Origin of the sequence: Streptomyces sp. NPDC058375, from assembly GCF_042723425.1 — a bacterium.
GTDB classification, from domain to species: domain Bacteria; phylum Actinomycetota; class Actinomycetes; order Streptomycetales; family Streptomycetaceae; genus Streptomyces; species Streptomyces durocortorensis.
On the sequence record NZ_JBHXJG010000010.1, the window covers coordinates 28,848 to 49,794 of the forward strand.

22 protein-coding genes are annotated in these 20,947 nt (G+C 71.3%); 7 read left to right on the forward strand and 15 right to left on the reverse strand.

The window, feature by feature from the left end:
- Window positions 1-105: 105 nt before the first annotated feature.
- From ACFWM7_RS03535 to ACFWM7_RS03545, 3 genes are read right to left on the reverse strand one after another with little or no spacing between them, the layout of a single operon-like run.
- Window positions 106-852, reverse strand: a complete 747-nt coding sequence (locus ACFWM7_RS03535; RefSeq protein WP_383254549.1) for a succinate dehydrogenase/fumarate reductase iron-sulfur subunit — start codon at window positions 850-852, stop codon at window positions 106-108.
- Window positions 849-2,798, reverse strand: a complete 1,950-nt coding sequence (locus ACFWM7_RS03540; protein ID WP_383254551.1) for a fumarate reductase/succinate dehydrogenase flavoprotein subunit — start codon at window positions 2,796-2,798, stop codon at window positions 849-851. Before ACFWM7_RS03540 ends, ACFWM7_RS03535 begins: the two co-directional genes overlap by 4 nt.
- 1 nt (window position 2,799) lies before the next feature.
- Window positions 2,800-3,468 carry a succinate dehydrogenase cytochrome b subunit gene (locus tag ACFWM7_RS03545; RefSeq protein ID WP_383254607.1) on the reverse strand — a complete coding sequence of 223 codons (669 nt, stop codon included), beginning with the start codon at window positions 3,466-3,468 and terminating at the stop codon, window positions 2,800-2,802.
- A gap of 131 nt (window positions 3,469-3,599) precedes the next feature.
- On the opposite strand from ACFWM7_RS03545, the gene ACFWM7_RS03550 reads away from it, so the two are divergent.
- Window positions 3,600-4,496 (forward strand): LysR family transcriptional regulator, encoded by an 897-nt coding sequence (locus ACFWM7_RS03550; protein ID WP_383254553.1) that lies wholly within the window; start codon window positions 3,600-3,602, stop codon window positions 4,494-4,496.
- A gap of 42 nt (window positions 4,497-4,538) precedes the next feature.
- Here the strand turns inward: ACFWM7_RS03550 and ACFWM7_RS03555 are convergent, their stop codons facing one another.
- The 4 genes from ACFWM7_RS03555 to ACFWM7_RS03570 form a co-directional block, all read right to left on the reverse strand.
- On the reverse strand, window positions 4,539-6,713 hold the full coding sequence (locus tag ACFWM7_RS03555) for a putative bifunctional diguanylate cyclase/phosphodiesterase (RefSeq protein WP_383254555.1): 2,175 nt from the start codon (window positions 6,711-6,713) through the stop codon (window positions 4,539-4,541).
- A complete protein-coding gene (locus ACFWM7_RS03560) occupies window positions 6,710-7,528 on the reverse strand; it encodes an SAM-dependent methyltransferase (protein WP_383254559.1) in 819 nt (272 codons plus the stop codon). The genes ACFWM7_RS03555 and ACFWM7_RS03560 overlap by 4 nt, the downstream gene beginning before the upstream one ends.
- A gap of 257 nt (window positions 7,529-7,785) precedes the next feature.
- Window positions 7,786-8,772: an SCO0930 family lipoprotein gene (locus tag ACFWM7_RS03565; RefSeq protein WP_383254563.1), complete on the reverse strand. Its 987-nt coding sequence runs from the start codon at window positions 8,770-8,772 to the stop codon at window positions 7,786-7,788.
- A gap of 392 nt (window positions 8,773-9,164) precedes the next feature.
- Window positions 9,165-9,347, reverse strand: coding sequence for a hypothetical protein (locus ACFWM7_RS03570; RefSeq protein WP_383254566.1), 183 nt, complete (start codon window positions 9,345-9,347; stop codon window positions 9,165-9,167).
- Between the two features lie 210 nt (window positions 9,348-9,557).
- Here ACFWM7_RS03570 and ACFWM7_RS03575 point away from each other — a divergent pair, with 210 nt between their 5' ends.
- Window positions 9,558-10,322, forward strand: coding sequence for a DUF4239 domain-containing protein (locus tag ACFWM7_RS03575; RefSeq protein WP_383254568.1), 765 nt, complete (start codon window positions 9,558-9,560; stop codon window positions 10,320-10,322).
- A 171-nt stretch (window positions 10,323-10,493) separates the two neighbouring features.
- Window positions 10,494-11,057: a hypothetical protein gene (locus tag ACFWM7_RS03580; protein WP_383254572.1), complete on the forward strand. Its 564-nt coding sequence runs from the start codon at window positions 10,494-10,496 to the stop codon at window positions 11,055-11,057.
- Window positions 11,058-11,148: 91 nt separating this feature from the next.
- Here ACFWM7_RS03580 and ACFWM7_RS03585 read toward each other — a convergent pair whose 3' ends face one another.
- On the reverse strand, window positions 11,149-11,631 hold the full coding sequence (locus ACFWM7_RS03585) for a hypothetical protein (RefSeq protein ID WP_383254574.1): 483 nt from the start codon (window positions 11,629-11,631) through the stop codon (window positions 11,149-11,151).
- Between the two features lie 322 nt (window positions 11,632-11,953).
- On the opposite strand from ACFWM7_RS03585, the gene ACFWM7_RS03590 reads away from it, so the two are divergent.
- Window positions 11,954-12,616, forward strand: a complete 663-nt coding sequence (locus ACFWM7_RS03590) for a class F sortase (protein WP_383254576.1) — start codon at window positions 11,954-11,956, stop codon at window positions 12,614-12,616.
- 66 nt (window positions 12,617-12,682) lie between these two features.
- Here ACFWM7_RS03590 and ACFWM7_RS03595 read toward each other — a convergent pair whose 3' ends face one another.
- Window positions 12,683-13,534 carry a polysaccharide deacetylase family protein gene (locus tag ACFWM7_RS03595; protein ID WP_383254578.1) on the reverse strand — a complete coding sequence of 284 codons (852 nt, stop codon included), beginning with the start codon at window positions 13,532-13,534 and terminating at the stop codon, window positions 12,683-12,685.
- Between the two features lie 165 nt (window positions 13,535-13,699).
- Here ACFWM7_RS03595 and ACFWM7_RS03600 point away from each other — a divergent pair, with 165 nt between their 5' ends.
- Window positions 13,700-14,161 carry a universal stress protein gene (locus tag ACFWM7_RS03600; protein WP_383254579.1) on the forward strand — a complete coding sequence of 154 codons (462 nt, stop codon included), beginning with the start codon at window positions 13,700-13,702 and terminating at the stop codon, window positions 14,159-14,161.
- Between the two features lie 16 nt (window positions 14,162-14,177).
- Here ACFWM7_RS03600 and ACFWM7_RS03605 read toward each other — a convergent pair whose 3' ends face one another.
- Window positions 14,178-15,383, reverse strand: a complete 1,206-nt coding sequence (locus tag ACFWM7_RS03605) for a CapA family protein (RefSeq protein WP_383254580.1) — start codon at window positions 15,381-15,383, stop codon at window positions 14,178-14,180.
- 267 nt (window positions 15,384-15,650) lie between these two features.
- Here ACFWM7_RS03605 and ACFWM7_RS03610 point away from each other — a divergent pair, with 267 nt between their 5' ends.
- On the forward strand, window positions 15,651-16,223 hold the full coding sequence (locus tag ACFWM7_RS03610) for a sigma-70 family RNA polymerase sigma factor (RefSeq protein WP_383254582.1): 573 nt from the start codon (window positions 15,651-15,653) through the stop codon (window positions 16,221-16,223).
- On the opposite strand, the gene ACFWM7_RS03615 is transcribed toward ACFWM7_RS03610, so the two are convergent.
- Window positions 16,157-16,354, reverse strand: a complete 198-nt coding sequence (locus ACFWM7_RS03615; RefSeq protein ID WP_006129163.1) for a zf-HC2 domain-containing protein — start codon at window positions 16,352-16,354, stop codon at window positions 16,157-16,159. The two genes, ACFWM7_RS03610 and ACFWM7_RS03615, sit on opposite strands and share 67 nt — an antisense overlap.
- Before the next feature lie 112 nt (window positions 16,355-16,466).
- Here ACFWM7_RS03615 and ACFWM7_RS03620 point away from each other — a divergent pair, with 112 nt between their 5' ends.
- Entirely contained in the window at window positions 16,467-16,982 is a 516-nt protein-coding gene (locus ACFWM7_RS03620) for a hypothetical protein (RefSeq protein ID WP_383254584.1), read from the forward strand.
- 9 nt (window positions 16,983-16,991) lie between these two features.
- On the opposite strand, the gene ACFWM7_RS03625 is transcribed toward ACFWM7_RS03620, so the two are convergent.
- The 4 genes from ACFWM7_RS03625 to ACFWM7_RS03640 form a co-directional block, all read right to left on the reverse strand.
- Window positions 16,992-18,182 (reverse strand): sensor histidine kinase, encoded by a 1,191-nt coding sequence (locus ACFWM7_RS03625; protein ID WP_383254586.1) that lies wholly within the window; start codon window positions 18,180-18,182, stop codon window positions 16,992-16,994.
- On the reverse strand, window positions 18,179-19,684 hold the full coding sequence (locus ACFWM7_RS03630; protein WP_383254589.1) for a cation acetate symporter: 1,506 nt from the start codon (window positions 19,682-19,684) through the stop codon (window positions 18,179-18,181). Before ACFWM7_RS03630 ends, ACFWM7_RS03625 begins: the two co-directional genes overlap by 4 nt.
- Entirely contained in the window at window positions 19,681-20,043 is a 363-nt protein-coding gene (locus ACFWM7_RS03635; RefSeq protein WP_006129159.1) for a hypothetical protein, read from the reverse strand. Before ACFWM7_RS03635 ends, ACFWM7_RS03630 begins: the two co-directional genes overlap by 4 nt.
- 84 nt (window positions 20,044-20,127) lie before the next feature.
- Window positions 20,128-20,880, reverse strand: a complete 753-nt coding sequence (locus tag ACFWM7_RS03640) for a LytR/AlgR family response regulator transcription factor (RefSeq protein ID WP_383254591.1) — start codon at window positions 20,878-20,880, stop codon at window positions 20,128-20,130.
- Between the last annotated feature and the right edge of the window lie 67 nt (window positions 20,881-20,947).

The window sequence follows — 20,947 nt, forward strand, 5'->3', positions numbered from 1 at the left end:
GGCTGATCCGGTACGGCTCGCAGCTCTCCCCCGTCCGGCTCTCACGCCGCTGATCCCGTACGGCTCCGGATGCGAACCCGGGTCCGTACGGGATCAACTCCCCCGTCAGCGGCGGACTTTACGGGTCGCCCGCAGCCACTCCTTGTTCATCGCGGCGATCGACGGCAACGGGATGCCCTTCGGGCAGGCGGTCGCGCATTCGCCGGTCAGGGTGCAGCCGCCGAAGCCCTCCTCGTCCATCTGGGCCACCATGTCCAGGACGCGGGTCTCGCGTTCGGGGGCGCCCTGCGGCAGGACGTTGAGGTGGTTGACCTTGGCCGCGGTGAACAGCATCGCCGAGCCGTTCGGGCAGGCCGCGACACAGGCGCCGCAGCCGATGCATTCCGCGTTCTCGAAGGCGAGTTCGGCATCCGGCTTGGGCACCGGGGTGGCGTGGGCGTCCGGGGCGGTGCCCGTGGGGGCGGAGATGTAGCCGCCGGACTGGATGATCCGGTCGAACGAGGAGCGGTCCACGACCAGGTCCTTGATGACCGGGAAGGCGGAGGCCCGCCAGGGCTCGATATCGATCGTGTCGCCGTCGGCGAAGGACCGCATGTGGAGCTGGCAGGTGGTGGTGCGCTCCGGGCCGTGGGCGTCGCCGTTGATGACGAGGCTGCACGCGCCGCAGATGCCCTCGCGGCAGTCGTGGTCGAAAGCGACGGGCTCGTCCCCCGCGAGGGTGAGTTCCTCGTTGAGGGTGTCGAGCATCTCCAGGAACGACATGTCGGCGGAGATGTCGTCGACTTCGTAGGTGGCCATGGCGCCGGGCTCTTCGGCGTTGCGCTGACGCCAGACGCGCAGGGTGAGCTTCATGCGTAGCTCCGCTGGGTGGGGTGGACGTACTCGAAGACGAGGTCTTCCTTGTGCAGGACAGGGGCGCCGCCGGTGACGGTGAACTCCCAGGCGGCGGCGTAGGAGAACTCCTCGTCGCGCCGTTCGGCCTCGCCGTCCGCGGTCTGGGACTCCGCGCGGAAGTGGCCGCCGCAGGACTCGGCGCGGTGCAGGGCGTCGAGGCACATGAGCTCGGCCAGCTCCAGGTAGTCGACGATGCGATTCGCCTTCTCCAGCGACTGGTTGAACTGTTCGCCGGTTCCGGGGACCTTGATGCGCCGCCAGAACTCGTCGCGGATCTCCGGGATCTTGGCGAGCGCCTTGCGCAGGCCGTCCTCGGTGCGGGCCATCCCGCAGAACTCCCACATGAGTTCACCGATCTCGCGGTGGAAGGAGTCGGGGGTGCGGTCGCCGTCGACGGAGAGCAGCAGGTTGATGCGGTCCTCGGTCTCCGCCACCACCTCGGCGACGGCGGGGTGTTCGGCGTCGACCTGCTCGGTGTGCGGGTTGCGGGCGAGGTAGTCGTTGATGGTGGAGGGCAGGACGAAGTAGCCGTCGGCGAGGCCCTGCATCAGGGCGGACGCCCCGAGCCGGTTGGCCCCGTGGTCGGAGAAGTTCGCCTCGCCGATCGCGAAGAGGCCGGGGATGGTGGTCTGGAGGTCGTAGTCGACCCAGAGGCCGCCCATCGTGTAGTGCACGGCGGGGTAGATCCGCATCGGGACCGTGTAGGGGTCCTCGTCGGTGATCCGCTGGTACATGTCGAAGAGGTTGCCGTACTTGGCCTCGACGGCCTTGCGCCCCATGCGCTCGATGGCCTCGGCGAAGTCCAGGTAGACCCCTTGCCCGCCGGGGCCGACGCCGCGCCCCTCGTCGCAGACGTTCTTGGCGGCGCGGGAGGCGATGTCGCGGGGCACCAGGTTGCCGAAGGCGGGGTAGATGCGCTCCAGGTAGTAGTCGCGCTCGTCCTCGGGGATCTGGTTGGCGGGGCGGGTGTCGCCCTTGGCCCTGGGAACCCAGATGCGGCCGTCGTTGCGGAGCGACTCGCTCATCAGCGTCAGTTTGGACTGGTGGTCGCCGGTGCGCGGGATGCAGGTCGGGTGGATCTGGGTGAAGCAGGGGTTGGCCATGTACGCGCCGCGCCGGTGGGCCCGCCAGATGGCGGTGGCGTTGGAGTTCATGGCGTTGGTCGACAGGTAGAAGACGTTGCCGTAGCCACCGGTGGCCAGGACGACCGCGTCGGCGAAGTAGGTGTCGATCTTCCCGGTGACCAGGTCGCGGGCGACGATGCCGCGCGCCTTTCCGTCGACCACGATCAGGTCCAGCATCTCGGTGCGGGCGTGGAGTTCGACGCCGCCCGTGGCGATCTGCCGGGAGAGCGCCTGGTAGGCGCCGAGGAGGAGCTGCTGTCCGGTCTGGCCGCGCGCGTAGAACGTACGGGAGACCTGGACGCCGCCGAAGGAGCGGTTGTCGAGCAGGCCGCCGTACTCGCGGGCGAAGGGGACGCCCTGGGCGACGCACTGGTCGATGATCTCCACCGAAATCTGCGCGAGGCGGTGGACGTTGGACTCTCGGGCGCGGAAGTCGCCGCCCTTGACGGTGTCGTAGAACAGCCGGTGGATGGAGTCGCCGTCGTTGCGGTAGTTCTTCGCGGCGTTGATGCCGCCCTGCGCGGCGACCGAGTGGGCGCGGCGGGGCGAGTCCTGGAAGCAGAACTGGACGACGTGGTAGCCCTGTTCGGCGAGGGTGGCGCCGGCCGCGCCGCCGGCCAGGCCGGTGCCGACGACGATGACCGTGTGTTTGCGCCGGTTGGCGGGGTTCACGAGTTTGGCTTGGAAGCGGCGGGTGTCCCAGCGTTCGTTGACGGGGCCCTCGGGGGCCTTCGTGTCGACGGCGGGCTCGCCCGTGCGGTACTGCGTGTAGTCGGGCATGTCAGCTCACCACTCCGGTCATGACGGCGACGGGTACGGAGACGAAGCCCAGGGTCAGCACCGCCGCGAGGAGGTTGGCGAGGGTCTTCAGGATGCGGTCGCGGGTCGCGTTGCCGACGCCGAGCGTCTGCGCGGCGCTCCAGAAGCCGTGCTGGACGTGCAGGCCCATGGCGAGCACCGCGACGATGTAGATGACGTTGCCGTACCAGGTGGAGAAGGTGTCGATGACGTTCTGGTACGGGTGTCCGGCCTCGAAGCTCGTGTGCACGGTGCCGGTCGTCAGGTCGAGGATGTGCCAGACGATGAAGAGCGCGAGGATGATCCCGCCCCAGCGCATGGTCCGGGTGGCGTAGCTGGCCCGTGGCTTCTTGTGGACGTACTTGGCCGGGCGTGCCCGGATGTCGCGGCGGCTGAGCTGGTACGCCGAGACGCCGTGCAGCACGACGGCGGCGACGAGCCCCACGCGGACGATCCACAGCGCCCACTCGTAGTGCAGGATCGGTTCGCCCATGGTGCGCAGCCAGTGGGCGTACCCGTCGAACTCACCGGGCCCGAAGAAGATCTTCAGATTGCCCGCCATGTGCGCGACGAGATACCCGAGCATGATCAGGCCGCTCACGGCCATGATCGTTTTCTTGCCGACGGTCGAGTCCCAGAGCGTACGCGTCATCGACGGCCGTCGGTCCGTCCGCGTTGCCAATGCCATGGGAACGACGGTAGGGGCGGAGGCCTGATCAGTCCAAGACATGGCCTGGCTGATCTCCATAGGCAGAGCCTATCGGTGAGGACTATCGTCGACGTATGCATTTCCAGCAGCTCACCTACTTCGTGGCCGTCGCCGAGGCCCGGCACTTCACCCGGGCCGCCGAGGCGGTGCATGTCTCGCAGCCCTCGCTCTCCCAGCAGATCCGGGCGCTGGAGGCGGAGTTGGGCGCGGACCTGTTCAGCCGGGCCCGGGGCAACATTGCTCTCACCGACGCGGGCGAGGCGCTGCTGCCGCTGGCCCGGCGGATCCTCGCCGACGCGGAGACGGCGCGTCACGAGGTCCAGGAGCTGGTCTCGCTGCGCAGCGGCCGGGTGCGGCTCGGGGCGACGCCGAGCCTGTGCACCGGGCTGCTGCCGGACATGCTGCGCGCCTTCCACGACCGGCATCCGGGGGTGCGGCTGCTGCTGGAGGAGGGCGGCTCGCACGACCTCGTACGTCAGCTGGCGCGCGGAGCGCTCGACCTGGCGCTGGTGGTGCTCCCGCTGCCGGCCGCCTCGCCCGCGCTGACCACGGTGGAACTGCTGCGGGAGGACCTGGTGGTGGTGTCCGCGGCCACGGAGCCGCCCCCGGGGCGGGGCGGGTCGATCCGGATCGCGGATCTGGAGGGGGCGCCGCTGGTGATGTTCCGGCACGGGTACAACCTGCGGGAGCTGACGCTCGCCGCGTGCCGGGCGGAGGGCTTCGAGCCGACGTTCACCGTCGAGGGCGGCGAGATGGACGCGGTGCTCGGTTTCGTACGTGCGGGGCTCGGCATCGCCGTGGTGCCGAGCATGGCGGCCGCCCGGGCGGGCCACGACCTGCGGAGGACTCCGCTGGCGGGGGACGGGCTGCGGCGCACGATCGCGCTGGCGCACCGCAGCGACGTGGATCCGCCCCGGGCCGCGCGCGAACTCCAGCGGATGCTGCTGGAGCACCGGCCGGTCGCCGGCTGACGTGGGCCCGACGGCCGGGCGGGGGCCCCGCCCGGCGACCGCTCAGACCGCGTCCGCCAGCAGCAACGAGTGGATGCGGTCCGGGGCCCCGGGGCGGGCGTAGTACCAGCCCTGGGCGGTGTCGCAGCCGATCCGGCGCAGCTGCTCGGCCTGGGCGCCCGTCTCCACACCCTCCACCGTGACGGCCAGCTCCAGGCTGTGGGCCAGCGACACGATGCCCTCGACGATCTTCAGGTCGACCGGGTCCGCCGGGTGCTGCTGCATGCCCCGGGTGAAGGAACGGTCCAGCTTGAGCACGCTCACCGGCAGCCTGCGCAGGTTCGCCAGGTTCGAGTAGCCCGTGCCGAAGTCGTCGAGCGCGATGTCGACGCCCATCTCCGCGAGCTGCCGCAGCGGCTTGAGGAGATCGTCGTCGGCGCCGATCAGGGCGGACTCGGTCACCTCCAGGCAGAGCGCGCCCGGCTCCAGACCGGACCGTTCCAGTACGTCGACCGTCTCCGCGACCAACCGGGGGTGGTGCAGCTGGGTCGGCGAGAGGTTGACGTTGATCCGCAGCGGGCCGCCGTCGCTGTGCCGCTCCTGCCAGAAGTTCGCCTGCCGTACGGACTCCTCCAGCACCCAGCGGCCGAGCGGCACGATGAGCCCGGTGTGCTCGGCGAGCGGGATGAACCGGTCGGGGCCGAGCACCCCGTGCTGCGGATGGCACCACCGTACGAGCGCCTCCGCGCCGTGCACCGTGCCGTCGCCGAGGTGGACGAGCGGCTGGTACTCGATGAAGAACTCGCCCCGGTCCAGGGCGGCCGGGAGCGAGGTGGTCAGCCCGTGCCGGGTGATGGCGCGTGCGTCGGCCTCCGCGTCGGCGAGCTGGAAGCGGTTGCCGCCCGCCGCCTTGGCCCGGTACATCGTGATGTCGGCGCTGCGCAGCACCTCGGCGGCGCTGCGCTCCCCGGACGGCCCTTCGACGATGCCGATCGAGCCCCGGACGGAGAGCTCGCGTCCGTCGAGGCGAATCGGGGTGGCGAGCGCGTTCAGGATGCGGCCGGCCAGCTCGTGCACCTCTTCGGCGGTGTCCGGTCCGGTGGTCAGGGCGACGAACTCGTCGCCGCCGAGCCGGGCGACCATCTCGCCGGGTGCGGTGGCGCAGCTCTGGAGCCGGTCGGCGACCTCGACCAGGAGACGGTCGCCGGCGGCGTGGCCGAGGCTGTCGTTGATGGCCTTGAAGCCGTCGAGGTCCAGGTAGCAGAGGCCGAAGCGGACGCCTTCCTGGGCGGTGAGGGCCTTCTCCAGACGCTCGAAGAACAGGGTCCGGTTGGGCAGGCCGGTGAGTGCGTCGTGGGTGGCCTCGTACCGCAGCCGCAGGTTGAGCAGCCGCCGCTCGGTGGTGTCCTCCATGAGCGCGAGCTGGTACTCCGGGCGGCCCTCGGGATCCCGCAGCAGCGAGACGGTGAGGTTGGTCCACAGGACGGTGCCGTCGTTGCGGTAGTACGCCTTCTCGACCCGGTAGTGCTCGCGTTCGCCGCGTACCAGCTCGTCGTAGAACTTCCACACCTGCGGCGAGTCCTCGGGGTGGACCCACTCGTTCACCTTGTGGCTGCGGACGTGGTGTTCGAGCCCGCCGAACATCTTGGTGAGCGTGTCGTTGATCTCCAGGATGTTGCCGTCCAGGTCGGCGATGCCGATGCCGATGGCGGCGTCCTTGAAGACCGCGCGGAACCGTGCCTCGGTGGCGTGCAGGGCCTGTTCGGCGTGCGAGCGGGCGGTCAGCGCCGAGCGGGCGATGGCCTCCTGCTCGGCGAGCGTGCGCTCCCGCAGGGCCCCGGTGAACCCGGCGGCCAGGGTGTGCTGGATCCGGGCGCAGCGGGCCCGGCCGTCCTCGGTGGACAGCGGGCCGGGTCCGTTGCCGCCGCAGTACAGCACGAGGTAGGAGTCGACGACGCCGAGCGTGGAGCTGAGGGCGTCCGGATCGGTGCAGTGCGCCTCGATCAGGGCCGCGCCGACCCGCTGGGCGGGTGAGGCGTCGAAGGGGTGGGCGTGCAGGATGCCGTTCAGCTCGCGTGCCAGGGGCACCAGATGCTCTTCGAACTCGGGCCGGGTGAGGGAGGTGGCCGTCAGGGGGAAGATGGCCCGGCTCCAGATTCTGGCGAATCTCCGGAGCCGGCCCTCCGGGCCGTCGGGTTCCGCGTCCGGTTCCCCGGACGCCTGGGCGGGAATGCTCACGCCTTGCGCCCGACCCCGCCGAAGCCCGAGAAGGCGTACGGGTCTTCCTGTTCCGGCGACTGCGGGGTGTCGGGCCGCCATTCGGGCATCGACACGAGTCCCGGCTCGACCATCTCGTAGCCGTCGAAGAACCGGCCGATCTCCTCGTGCGAGCGCATGATCAGCGGGTTGCGGATGTTCTGGTAGACGCCGACCGTGCCGGCCGCCTCCTTCTCGGGCAGCGGGATGCCCTCGTACGAGGCGTGGGTCAGGACGATGAGGCTCCCGGGGGCCAAGGCCTCGCGCAGTTCGGCGACCGCGGCGCGCGGGTCGTCGGCGTCCTCGACGAAGTGGAGCACCGCGACCAGCAGCAGCGCCACCGGGCGGTCCAGGTCGAGCAGTCCGGTGATGTCCGGGTTGGCCAGGATCTCCTTGGGGCGGCGCAGATCGGCGGTGGCGATGACCGCGCGGTCGTTGCCCTCCAGCACGGCCTGGCTGTGGGCGACGGCGACCGGGTCGTGGTCGACGTACGCCACCTTGGCGGCCGGGTCGGCGGCCTGGGCGACCTCGTGGACGTTGCCGAACGTCGGGATGCCGGAGCCGATGTCCAGGAACTGGTCGATGCCCGAGTCGACGGCGTAGCGGACGGCCCGGCGCATAAAGGCGCGATTGGCCTGCATGATCTTGGGAAGGCCCGGGAGGAACTCCATGGCCTTGCGCGCGGCTTCCCGGTCCACCTCGAAATTGTGCGATCCGCCCAGATAGAAGTCGTACATGCGGGACACGCTCGGCACCGAAATGTCTATGCCCTGCGGTGCCCAGGCGGGACGCTCCATCGATGTCTCCAACAAGTTCGCCACGGCGATCCGGCCATGTTCATGGTCAGTGTTGACCAGAGGCTACTGATCGGCCGCCAGGAGAGCGAGTGGAAACGGAAATTAGCGATCCGTTATTGGTCACACTCAGGTGGCATACCCGGTCGGTCCGTCGCTGCGCGTGTGCGGACAGCGACGGACCGGCACTCCGGACGCCGTTTCCCGGTGGTTCGGGGCCACTTGGGGCTCCTGGGCGATTGTTCTGCGGTGGTCCGTGATTACTTGGCGGCGCCGACGAGTTTGGAATCGGGGGAAACGGCATACCAGGTGCCGCCGACTCCCTGTCCGTTGGTGTCGCCGGGCTTCTCGTCGCCCGCGAAGGTGTAGATGGGCCAGCAGTCGATGGTCTGCTGCTTGATGCCGTCGGGGCGGTCGAAGGTGACGAATCCCTTCGTCGTCACACCGTCCACAGCATTTTTGGCCATGGGGGCGACTACCGGCCACTTCTTGAGGCACTCGCCCGTGCAGGCGGTCTTCATCGGCCAGGCGGAGTCCTTGGTGAAGCGGTAAACCGTCATACCCCGGCCGTCCACCACGATGTCGCCGAGTTCCGGGTCCTTGCGGACCGAAAGCCCTGCAGGGTCGGCCGGTTCGGCGCCCCCTTCGCCGTCTTCGGCGACGCCTTCGCTGTCGGCGTTCTTCTCCGCCTTCTTGCCGTCGGGGGCCGCGGCGAACCACGTGCCGCCGACGCCCTGCCCGTTCACCTGGCCCGGGGCGGTGTCCTTCGCGTACCGGTACATCGGCCAGCCGTCGACGGTGAGTTGACTGGTGCCGTCGGGGCGGGTGACCTCGCCGAGCAGTTCTTCGTCGGTGCCGGCCGCGGCGACGGCGTTGCCCGACGCCACCACCGGCCAGGCCGTGGCGCATTCGCCCTCACAGTTCGACTTCGGCGGGTTCGCGGTGTCCTTGTCGAAGCGGTAGAGCGTGAAGCCCTCGCTGTCGGTGAGCACCTTTCCGAGCTTCTTGCTCTCCTGGACGGCGAGTTGACCGGCCTCCTTCGGCTCCGCCGCCTCCGTGTCGGCCCCGGAGCCGTATCCCCCGTTGGCCGATCCGTAGCCGCTGTCGGCCGGCTGCTGGGCCGGGGCCGCATTGCCCACCGCCTGGCCAGTGGGAGATGTGCCTCCCTGCTCCTGACCGCACGCCGTCGTGAGCGTCAACAGAGCCGCGGCGGTGACCGCGAGCGAGGCGTTGCGCCAGGTGTTCATGTCGACTCCCGTGGTGCTTCGTCGTAGCGATTTCGATGCCGGCGCGGGGCCGCGCCGTTCATGGCCCTAGGTACGGGACGTCAACGGGGTCGCGTTCAAAGGAAGGCCGAGAAGAATTCGGCGGGTCGGGAACGGCCGCTTAAACACGAATGGCCCATTAACCGCACGATCAGGCGAATCACCCGCGGGAACCGCGTGTTCCCCGGCGCCTTGGATCATGCTCCCCGTCGTGTACGGATCACGCATCGTGCGGCTCACTGCAGCCGCCGCACTCCTCTGGCTGACAGCCGTACCGCTGCCCGCGACCGCCGACAACTGCGCGGTGGCCTCGATCGGGCAGGGCGACGGCAGTTCCTCGGTCGCCGTGGCGGGCGACGGGGGCTGCGTCGCGGTCACCGAGCCGGAGCCGCCTCCCCCGCCGCCCCCGCCGAAACCGGCGCCCCCGCCACCACCACCGCCTCCTCCCCCACCGCCGCCGCCTCCACCCCCTCCGGTCGTCGCGGAACCACCGCCTCCGCCGCCCCCGCCTCCCGCGCCACCGCCCCCTCCGCCACCACCCCCTCCGGCTCCGGCACCCCCGAAGCCCTCACCCTCACCGAAGCCCCCGGTGCGGGCCGAGCCGCCGGAGCCCCGGCCCGTCGCGCTGCCGACGTACCGCAAACCGGCCCGTAAACAGCCGCGGAGCGGGCCGTCGCTGGTGTCGCTGACTCTGCTCATCACCGCCCCGGCGGTGTTCGCCGTCGCCGTGCTGCGCCCGCGATCATCCCGCTGACCAGGAGAGATGCATGTCCGAATGGCTCGTACTGAGCATTGCCATGGCGTCCGCCTGCGCGGTCGTCCTCATCATCGTCGTCCTGAACAACCGGCGGGTCGGGGACGACGACGATCCCTCCGAGACCCCCGACGTCATCGAGTACATGACGATGATGATCGGCGTGGTCTACGCGATCGTCCTGGGGCTCGCCATCGCCGGGGTCTGGGAGGGGCGCAGCGCCGCCCAGGAGTCCGTACGCATCGAAGCGCAGGCGCTGCACGAGGTGCAGGCGCGGGCGTCCGTCTATCCGGCGGAGGTTCGCGACCGCATCCGGGCGGACGTGGACGCCTATGTCAGCCATGTCGTCAACGACGAGTGGAAGGTGATGTCGGAGCGGAACACGCTCACCGAGCGCGGCACCGAGTTGCTGAACAAGGTGCGGGCGGACGTCACCGACTACGAGCCGAAGACCGATCACGAGGGGCAGGCCTACCAGCCGCTGGTCGACCAGGTGGCGGCGGCGGACGACGCCCGCAGTTCACGGGGGCAGAACGCCGGGGCGACGATGCCCGGAGTGGTCTGGTTCGGGCTGATCATCGGGGCGCTGGTGACCGTCGGGCTGATCTTCACCCTGCAGATCCGCAGAACGTTCCGGGAACTGCTCCTGGCGGGCCTGTTCAGCGCGCTGATCGCCTTCCTGCTCTTCCTGATCTGGGACTTCGACGCGCCCTTCGGCCGGGGCATCTCGGCCACCGCCGAACCGTTCCTCGACATGTTCCCGGGGGCCGCCGGCTGACGCCCGCTCCCCCGGCCGGTGGGCCGGTCGGGGGACGGACTGACCCATTCGCCGGACCCCGATCGCGGGTCGGGAGGACCGCTCCTAGCGTGTCGGGCATCGAGGTGCATTTTTCCTGCTATGTGGAAATTGGTTCCGCAGCTGCCCCTCGGGGAACCCGGAGGATCCACCATGCGCGCGATACGTGTCGCACCGCTCGCCCTGCTCGGCGCCAGTGCCCTGACGCTGATCGCCCCGTCCACCGCCTTCGCCGCACCGGACGGGGCCTCCAGCACGTTCAACCCGACGATCACGCCCTCGGTCATCGCACCGGGCGGCCGGGTCACCCTCGGCGCCGGTGGCTGCACGGGCGAGACGACCGTCAGCTCGGGCGTCTTCGACACCGCCACCATCCCGAGCGGCTCCACGTCGGCCACGGCCACCGTCGACACGGACGCCCGCCGGGGAGCCGTCTACGCGGTGACGTTCACCTGCGGCTCCACCGGCACCTCCCGCAACGTCAACCTGACGATCACCGGCGGCGCGACGAGCAGTCCCACCCCGACCCCGACTCCCACCACGGTCCCGACGGCCAGCTCGACGACCCTCGTGCCCGGCGGGGTGCGCGGCGGACTCGGCGGCAGCTCCGGCGCCACCGACACGGTGGAGGTCGCCGCCGGCGGGGCGCTGGTGGTCGCGGCGGCCTCGGGCGCCCTGTACTTCGCGCGCCGCCGTAACGCCGACCGCCGCCACTGACCGCGATCATGCGGCACACGACAGTCGCCCCGGGTCCTGATCCAGGACTCGGGGCGACGGGCGTATCGGGCCGGACGGGAGGTTCGACGCCTTAGAACGCCGCATGGCTCGTCCGCCGGCGCCGGACGAGGAAGACCGCGCCACCGACGGCCGCAGCGGCCACCAGACCGCCGCCGACCTGCATCTCCACGGAGCTCGGGCCCATCGAGCCGCCGAGCCCGCCCTGCGCGCCGTTGCCGGCGAGCACGGTGAACTTGTGCGTCGCGATCCGGTCGTTGTCACTGCACTTCACGGAGAGGTGGTACTGCCCCGGCGTGGTGTTGTTCCGGACTCGGGCGTGGGCGTAGTTGGTGCCGTCACCCGCCGACAGGCCGGTCGTGGGGAACGCGTTCGACCAGACCTTGCCGCCGTGACCGCAGCCCTGCGCGGTGACCTTCAGCGTGCCACCCTGGTGGACGGACTGAGGGTTGACGGCGACGTTGACCGGGCCGTTGGTGGCGACGGCCATGGGGGCCGCGAGCCCGACGGCCGCGAAAGCGGTCGCGGTGACCGCGAGAGCGCGTGAAGCACGCATCGTGTGAACCTCCAGCGGGAAACGCCCCCGGGGGCCTGTCCCCCGGGATCGACGAGAACGCCTCCCATGACGAACACTCACCAGCCGACCGGTGGCTCGCACTTCGGCACTGCTCCACCCCGGTGACGCGACACGCCGTACGAAAACCCCTGAACCTGACGGACCCGCAGGTCACAGACCATCAGAAGTTTTATCTGCTCATTACTCCGATGGGCAGTCATCCCTCAGGGGCCCCGCCCCGTCGCCACCCGTTCGCCTCTTCCTGATCGCCGCCCCGTCGTGACGCCCTTAACGTTCACAGCGTCGCGACGAAGGGAGAACCATGGGCCGGGACTACGCTGGCGCCGAGCGGACCAGACGTGTGCCATGGGGGGCGATCGCCCTGGTGATGCTCAGCGGCCTCGCCCTCATGCGCAACGGCACGGAGTTCGGGGAGGCGGGCCCGCCTCAGCCCGCGGCGGCCGCCTCGCTGGACCTGGGCAAGGACGTCGCGGGTCCGCCGGTGGAGGGCGAGCCGGTGCAGCCACTGCCGTACGCCCCGGCCTCCCGGGTGAAGATCGGTTCCATCGATGTGGACGCCCCGATCATCGACGTCAACCTGGACGCCAACGGGTGGATCGACGCCCCGCCCGCCGAGGACCCCAACCTCGCCGGCTGGTACCAGAACGGCATCGCCCCCGGCCAGCGGGGCACCGCCGTGGTCGTCGGCCATGTCGACAACACGTCCGGGCCCGCCGTCTTCTACGGCCTCGGCTCGCTCCAGAAGGGCCACCGCGTAGAGGTCTCCCGCTACGACGGACGGGTCGGGATCTTCGAGGTGTACGGGGTCGAGGTCTTCTCCAAGAACGACTTCCCCGGCCCCCGCGTCTACGGCGACACCGGCCACGCGGAGCTGCGGGTCATCACCTGCGGCGGGGGCTATTCCAAGGCAGGCGGCTACGACGGCAACGTGGTGGTCTTCGCCCGGCTCGTCGACACCCGCTGACCGAACCCGTCCCCCATGGTGGTGCCCCCGGCGGTTCGCCGGGGACAGCACCATGCGCACACGTGCTCAGACGCGGTGCGGCACCGTGATGCGGTAACCGGCCTCCAGCAGCCGGGGGAGATAGCGGCGCAGGGCCGCGACGCTCTGCGAGCGGTCACCGCCCGCGTCGTGCGAGAGGACGACGACGCCGGGCGCCGCCCCGTCCAGTACCCGGCGGACGATCGTGCCGGTCCCCGGCTCCTTCCAGTCCAGCGTGTCCACGGTCCAGGCCATCGGCTCCATGCCCAACTCGGCCCCGATCTCGAAGGAGTTGCGGTTCCACGCTCCGTAGGGGGCGCGGTACCACAGCGGCGGGGCGCCGAGCACCCGCTCCACCACGTCGCTGGTACGTCCCAGCTCGTCGCGGATCGCGGGGCGGGAGAGCTTCGGGATCAGCGGGTGGGACCAGGAGTGGTTGCCCACCACATGGCCGTCGTCGGCCATCTCGCGCAGCAGGTCCGGACTGCCGTCCGCCATCTCGCCGCAGACGAAGAACATCGCGCGGGCCCCGTGTTCGCGCAGGGTGGCCAGGATGTCCGGGGTGTAGAGGGGGTCGGGCCCGTCGTCGAAGCTGAGGACCATCGAGTGCCCGAGGTCGGGAAGGTGCTCGAAGGGCCGGGTGCGCACGGGCGGCCTGGCCGGGCGGAACCGGGGCGGGCTGCCCGCGGTCATGGGGTCGAGCCGGTACGGGGATGGCCTCCCCCGCACGTTCGCCGGGGGCCCCGCGGCCGGTGCGGGCGGGGTGCCGGCGGCGCGTGCGGGGCCGCTGGGCGTCGAGGCCGGATCGGCGACGATCAGGTGCACGGCGGCGGCGGTTCCGAGGCCGAGGGCGACCCTCAGCAGGGTGCGGCGCTCGGGTCCGGTGTGATCACTCGTCATGGCCAACTGCTCGCACGGCCGGACGCCTCCCTCGGCCGTCGACACCGGATGCCGACCGTTTTGTACCCGATCGACGCAGTATGTTCATCTTCACCGAAGCCCTTCACCGGAGCCCTGCGCCGTCCCGGAGTCTCGTCCTTCGAACGAGCCGATAGCCTCGGAGCCGTGACAGAGCAGCAGCCTTATCGGTTCGAACGCGGTACGGACGGCCCCAAGGTGATCGTCGCGGGGCTCGACGGCTCCGATTCGTCGATGCGCGCGGCGGCCTACGCCGCCGGACTGGCCCGTCGCCAGAACGCCATGCTGGCTCTGGTGTACGTCCAGCCGGTCATGGCGGCGGGCGCCGCTCTGGGCGTGCCGGTCGGCGACACGACGGGCGAGGTCGCGGATTCCCTGGTCACCGAGATCCGTGAGGCCACCGAGCGCTTCAGTGACGCGTGGGACATGCGGTGGGAGTTCCACACCTTCCGGGGCGACCCCTACAACGGCCTGGTCACGGCGGCCGACGAGCTGAAGGCGGACGCGGTGGTGGTCGGGGCCTCGGAGTCCGCCGGGCACCGCTTCATCGGTTCGGTGGCCGTACGCCTGGTGAAGGCGGGGCGCTGGCCGGTCACCGTGGTCCCGTAGAGCCCGGCGCCGGGCCCTACTCGCCCATGAGGAGCCCGTCCGCCTCCGCTCCCCGGCCGAGGACGACGGTACGGATACGGTCGCGGACCTCGCGCAGGTGCTCGGCCCCGCCCTCGGAGGAATCGAGGGAGGCGTTGAGGTTGACGGCGCGTCCGGCGACGGTGTCGTACCACTGCGGGACGAACTCCGCCTTCTTCACCTTCCAGCGCTCACCGGGTTTCGCGGGCGGCGCGAAGGTGAAGCGGCCCATCGAGCTCTGGTTGCCGCGCGGGTCCTGGGTCCCCTCGTAGTTGATCATCGCCCCGGCGATCTGGTCGCCCATGCCGTAGACGACCCAGGTGCCGTTGACCTTCTCGTACGCCTGCGGCACATGGGCGTGGGTGCCGATGATCAGGTCGATGTCGGGGCGGCCCCGGTCGGTGGAGGCGGTGAGCCGATCGGCGAGCTCCAGTTGCCGCGCGTCGGGCTCGTCCTGCCACTCGGTGCCCCAGTGTGCGGAGAGGACGACGACGTCGGCGCCGGCGCGCCTGGCCGCCCGCGCCTCTTCGACGATCTTCCGCTCGTCGGTCACGTTGACCGTCCAGGGCCGGTCGGCGGGCAGCGGGATGTCGTTGGTGCCGTAGGTGTACGCGAGGTGGGCGACCTTGGCCGCCCCCTTCCCCGGGCCGGCGGGCAGGATCGTGGGCCGGGCGGCCTCGGCTGCGGTACGGGCGGAGCCGGCGTGCCGGACGCCCGCCTCGTCCAGGGCTCCGAGCGTGCGCGAGACCCCCTCGGCCCCGTCGTCGAGGGTGTGGTTGGAGGCGGTGGAGCAGGAGTCGAAACCGGTGGTGCGCAGGGCGGCGGCGATCTCGGGGGGCGACTTGAAGCTCGGGTAGCCGGTGTAGGGCCCGCCCTCCTTCCCGTACACGGTCTCCATATGACAGAACGCCAGGTCCGCGCCGGAGACGACCGGGGCGACACCGGCCAGCATCGGAGCGAAGTCGTAGCCGGCGCCGCCCGCGTCGGCGGCAGCCTGGTCGATCACGGAGGAGTGCGGCAGGACGTCGCCCGCGGCGAGCAGCGTGAACGGGCGGGGCCTCTCGGCGTCCTGGCCGCCCGCGCCCCGGGCGGCGGACGGCCCGCCCGGCTCGGGGGCCGTGGGCTGCTGCCCGGTGCAGCCGGTGGCCGCGGCGAGCAGGAGGGCGAGGGCGGCCACGGCGCCCGGTCGGATGCGCTGCGTCATCTGCTCGACTCCATGTTCGGATGATTACGACCATCCGACTACATAGATTTTCATACCGCACAAGCAAGGAGCATTGCCGCATACCTAGCTGAACTGGTCGTACCGGCCGACCCCGACGGCCCCTCGACCGTTCACCGCACCATTCGCCGCACTGAGCGACCGCTCGTCGCACGCCTCGGTGCACCGCCTGTTCCCGCGCCGCCGAATGCGTTCGTATACGCCAGTCGGTAACGCGGCCGTCAGGGGCCTCGGCGGGAGAGGACGTTCATGAAGACCACCACGACGACCGACGAACGGACCCTGGCGGAGTTGCAGCGGGAACACGGGCCCGCCCTGTTCCACTTCCTCCTCGGCCTCAGCTTCGGGGACCGGCAGCGGGCCGAGGACCTGGTGCAGGAGACCCTCGTACGCGCCTGGCAGCACCCGGAGGCGTTCGACGCGCCCTACGACTCGATGCGGCCGTGGCTCTTCACCGTCGGCCGCCGCCTCGCCATCGACGCGCGGCGCTCCCGCCAGGCCCGCCCCGTCGAGGTCAGCGACACGGTGCTGGAGACCACCCCGGACGCCCTGGACACCGCGGACTCGGCCGTCCGCGCCCTGGATGTCCGTGAGGCGGTCCGCACGCTGAGCCCCGAGCACCGTGCGGTGCTGGTGCAGATCTACTTCCGGGGGCTGAGCGTCGGCGAGACGGCCGCGGCGCTAGGCATCCCGGCCGGGACCGTCAAGTCCCGTTCGTACTACGCCCTGCGGGTCCTCTCCCGCACGCTGCCCGGCTACTCGCGCAGGTCCTCCGCCCGGAGCAGCGCCAGCAGGGCGGAGGCCTCGGCCACCTCCACATAGACCCGGGCGCAGCCGTCGCAGCCCTGGAGGTGGCGGGCGACCCGGCAGGTCTCCTCGGCGTCCAGGGCGTCCAGGACGTACGCGCCCAGCAGCAGGCGCACATGCGGGTCGTCGCCGGGGTCGGCACTCATTCGCAGCCTCGCATCTCCTGGGCGATCCTCCCCTTCTGCCCACGCGGGGCGCCCGTCCCCGGTTCAATGCTGCGTGAAGCCCGGTACCGAGCAAGGAAAGAGGCGAGACGGGATGCGTCCCGAGGATACGGATGGGACCGGTGGGAACGGGCTCCGGGTGCCGATGACCTGGCTGTCCACCGAGTACATCGCCGACGAGCTGTTACGGACCGGCGATCTGATGGAGCCGACGACCCTGGAGTTCCGAGCGGGGCGCGACGCCCTCGCGCTGACGATGTTCCTGTGCGAGTTCCCCCGGGACGCACCCGCCCCGCGGGCCCTGCCCGAGCCGCGGGTCGACGAACTGCGTGTGCTCACGGCGTACGAGGGCACCTGGCGCAGCTGGATCTGCGAGCGGCTGGCGGAGTCGGAGAGCTGCGCCGAGCCCGGCGACCCCGATCTGGCGCTGGCCCGGGCGGCCTGGCGCTGGCTGGAGGAGACCGAACTGCTCGCGGCGGACCTGGACGCGATCGGCCCCGCCGCCTGGGAGGCGGCGACCGCCCCGGCGGACGACCAGGAGGTCCGGATCTGGACGCCCGCCTGGCAGTTGGGGCTGCCGCTGGGGCATCTGGCCGTCCACCTGTGCTGACGGCCTTCTTCAGGAACCGTGTACGCCCGCACGGTACTTCGGCAGCCGCAGCGTGATCTTCATGCCCGCCCCGACCCCGGTCTCGATGACGAGCCCGTAGTCGTCCCCGTAGACCTGGCGCAGCCGCTCGTCCACGTTGAGCAGGCCGATGCCGGTGGACGTACCGCCCTCGCCGCGCAGGATCTGCCGCAGCCGCTCGGGGTCCATTCCCGTTCCGTCGTCCTCGATGACCACCTCGGCCTCCGAACCGGCGTCCAGGGCGCTGATGGTGATCCGGCTGCGGTTGACCGCTCCTTCGAGGCCGTGCTTGACGGCGTTCTCCACCAGCGGCTGGAGGCACAGGAACGGCAGCGCGACGGGCAGCACCTCGGGTGCGACCTGGAGGGTCACTGCGAGGCGTTCGCCGAAACGGGCACGGACGAGGGCCAAATACTGGTCGATGGAGTGCAGTTCGTCCGCCAAGGTGGTGAACTCCCCGTGCCGGCGGAACGAGTAGCGGGTGAAGTCTGCGAACTCCAGGAGCAGTTCACGGGCCTGCTCGGGGTCGGTCCGGACGAACGAGGCGATGGCGGCGAGCGAGTTGAAGATGAAGTGCGGGGAGATCTGCGCCCGTAGCGCCTTGATCTCGGCCTCGATGAGCTGGGTGCGGGAGCGGTCCAGCTCGGCCAGTTCCAGCTGGACGCAGACCCAGCGCGCCACCTCCCCTGCCGCCCTGGCCAGCACCGCCGACTCGCGCGGGGCATAGGCGACGAGCGCGCCCAGGACCCGGTTCTCGACGGTGAGCGGGACGGCGACGGCCCAGCGCAGCGGGCAGTCGAGGTCGGCGCAGCCGCTGTCGAAGGCGGTGTCGCGGCCGTTGTCCAGCAGCGCCTTCAGGTGGTCCATCACATCCTTGCCGTGGTGGTGCCCGGCCCCGTCCCAGACCAGCACCCGGTCCCGGTCGGTGAGGCAGAGGGCGTCGGTGCCGAGGAGGGAGCGCAGCCTGCGGGCGGCCCGCCGGGCGCTCTCCTCGGTGAGGCCGGCCCGCAGCGGCGGTGCGGCCAGCGACGCGGTGTGCAGGGTCTCGAAGGTGGCGTGCTCGACGGGGGTGCCGACGTCGCTGGGGCGCAGCGGGCGGGCGGTGCGGCGGCCCAGCAGGTAACCGGCGCCGAGCAGCAGCGCGGCGAGGACCACGACCACGGCGACGGCGGCCCCGGTCATCGTTCCCTGCCTGCGGCGGCCCGCGCCGAGGAGAGGGCTTCGGGGAGATGGAAGCGGGTCATGGCGGCGTTGGTGCCGGGGGGTATGCGCCCCGGGGTGGCGAGCGAGACGAGGATCATCGCTAGGAAGCCCACCGGGACGGACCAGACGGCGGGCCAGGCGAGCAGGGCGTGCGGCCAGCCCGGCGGGCGTACGGCGCCGCTGACGGTGATGGCCACGGCGAGGAGCGCGGACCCGCCGCCGAGCAGGAGCCCCGCGACGGCCCCGGGCGGGGTGAGCCGCCGCCACCAGATGCCGAGGACGAGCAGCGGGCAGAAGGAGGAGGCGGAGACGGCGAAGGCCATGCCCACCGCGTCGGCCACCGGCACCCGGCTCACCAGCAGGGAGCCGGCGAGCGGCACGGCGATGGCGAGGACGGTGGCGAGCCGGAAGTGGCGTACCCCGCGCGAGGGCAGGACGTCCTGGGTGATGACCCCGGCGACGGCCATGGTGAGCCCGGAGGCGGTGGAGAGGAACGCGGCGAACGCCCCGCCGGCGATCAGCGCCCCGAGGAAGTCGCCGCCGAGTCCGCCGATGACCCGGGCGGGCAGCAGCAGGACGGCGGCGTCCGCGTCTCCCCCGTAGCGCAGTTCGGGGGTGTAGAGCCGGCCGAGCGCCCCGTAGATCGGTGGCAGCAGGTAGAAGAGGCCGACCAGGGCGAGGACGGCGACGGTGGTGCGGCGGGCGTCGCGGCCGTTGGGGCTGGTGTAGAAGCGGACGACGACATGCGGCAGGCCCATGGTCCCGAGGAAGGTCGCCACGATCAGCCCGTAGGTGGCGTACAGCGGATGGTCGGCGCGGAAGACGGCGAGCTGGTCGTCGAAGCTGACCCGGGGCCGGCCGTCGCCCTGCCACGCGAGGACCAGGAAGAGGGCGGGGACGAGGAGGGCGGTGAGCTTCAGCCAGTACTGGAACACCTGGACGAAGGTGATGGAGCGCATGCCGCCCGCGGCGACGGCGGCGGTCACGACGGTGGCGACGAGCACGTCACCGAGCCAGCCGGGGGCGCCGGTGAGAATCTTGAGGGTGAGTCCGGCGCCCTGGAGCTGCGGTACGAGGTAGAGCCAGCCCGCCCCGACGACGAGCGCACTCACCAGCCGGCGGACCTGCCGCGATTCGAGCCGACCCTCGGCGAAGTCCGGCAGGGTGTACGCCCCCGAGCGGCGCAGCGGTGCGGCGACGAAGACCAGGAGCACCAGGTATCCGGCGGTGTAGCCGACCGGATACCAGAGCATGTCGGGGCCGTGGACGAGGACGAGCCCGGCGACGCCGAGGAAGGAAGCGGCCGAGAGGTACTCGCCGCTGATCGCGGCGGCGTTGAGGCGCGGCCGCACGGTGCGGGAGGCGACGTAGAAGTCGGAGGTCGTACGGGAGATGCGCAGGCCGAAGCCGCCGACGAGGACGGTGGCGAGGACGACGAGGGCGACCGCCACCCAGGACGCCATGTGGTCGGGGGCGCTCACGGGGCGGGGCGGCCCTCCACCAACCGGGCGAAGTCGCGTTCGTTGCGCTCGGCCCTGCGGACGTACCACCAGGCGGCGAGGGTGAGCGGCGGGTAGGTGGCGAAGCCGAGGACCGCCCAGACCAGGGCGGAGCTGTTCAGCGCCTCGAACAGGAGCGGCAGGGTGCCCGCGACGAGGGCGAGGACGCCGAAGACGGTGAGCCCGGCGCGCAGCTGGCCGCGCATCAGCGAGCGTACGTAGGCGCCGCCGAGGGCGGTCTGCTCGTCGATCTCCGACTGGGTGCGGTAGCGGGGCAGCGGGCGCACTCGCCGCGGCTCTCCCGTGACCACTTCGCGCCGGGGGGTTGGCTCTGCGGACATGGGCTCGGAGTGTAGGCGTCGCCGGGTGGTGCTGGGAAGGGCTGCCGGAGGGTCTCCCCAGGTCAGCGGCGGCCTCGGCTTTGGTCAGCGGCCGCCCTGGCGCATCAGGAGGTCGCGCAGGGCGCGGGTGTGGCGGCGGCTGACGGCGAGCTCGGCCTCCCCGATGCGCACGCTCATGCTGCCCGCGTCCAGACGCAGTTCGTCGATCCGGCCCAGCGCCACGAGGTGGCGGCGGTGGATCCGGACGAAGCCGCGCGAGCGCCAGCGCTCCTCCAGGGTGGTGAGCGGGATGCGGACGAGATGGCTGCCGCCGGAGGTGTGCAGGCGGGCGTAGTCCCCTTGTGCCTCGGCGTACGCGATCTCGTCGATGGGGATGAAGCGGATGACGCCGCCGAGCTCGACCGGGATCTGGTCGCCGGCGCTGTCGTGGACGGGTGCGGACCGGTCCCCGACCTGTTCGGCGACCCGGCGGACGGCTTCGGCGAGGCGTTCGCGGCGTACCGGTTTGAGGACGTAGTCGACGGCCTTCAGGTCGAAGGCGTGGACGGCGAAGCCCTCGTGCGCGGTGACGAAGACGATGAGCGGGGGCGCGGCGAATCCGGCGAGGAGCTGGGCGACGTCGAGCCCGGTGAGACCGGCCATGTGGATGTCGAGGAAGACCACGTCGATCGCGGAGGGGTCGTCGGGGCCCGCGTCCACCGCGCTCCCGATGCGGCGCAGTGCCTCGGTCGCCCCGGTGGCGCCCTCGGCGCTGCGGACACGGGGGTCGGCGCGCAGGAGGTAGAGGAGTTCCTCCAGGGCGGGTGGTTCGTCGTCGACGGCGAGTACGCGCAGCATGGGCCGGAGTTTAGGACCTGTGGCGGCCGATGGCGTGAGTGATGCGTGGCTTGTTCCCGTACCGCAG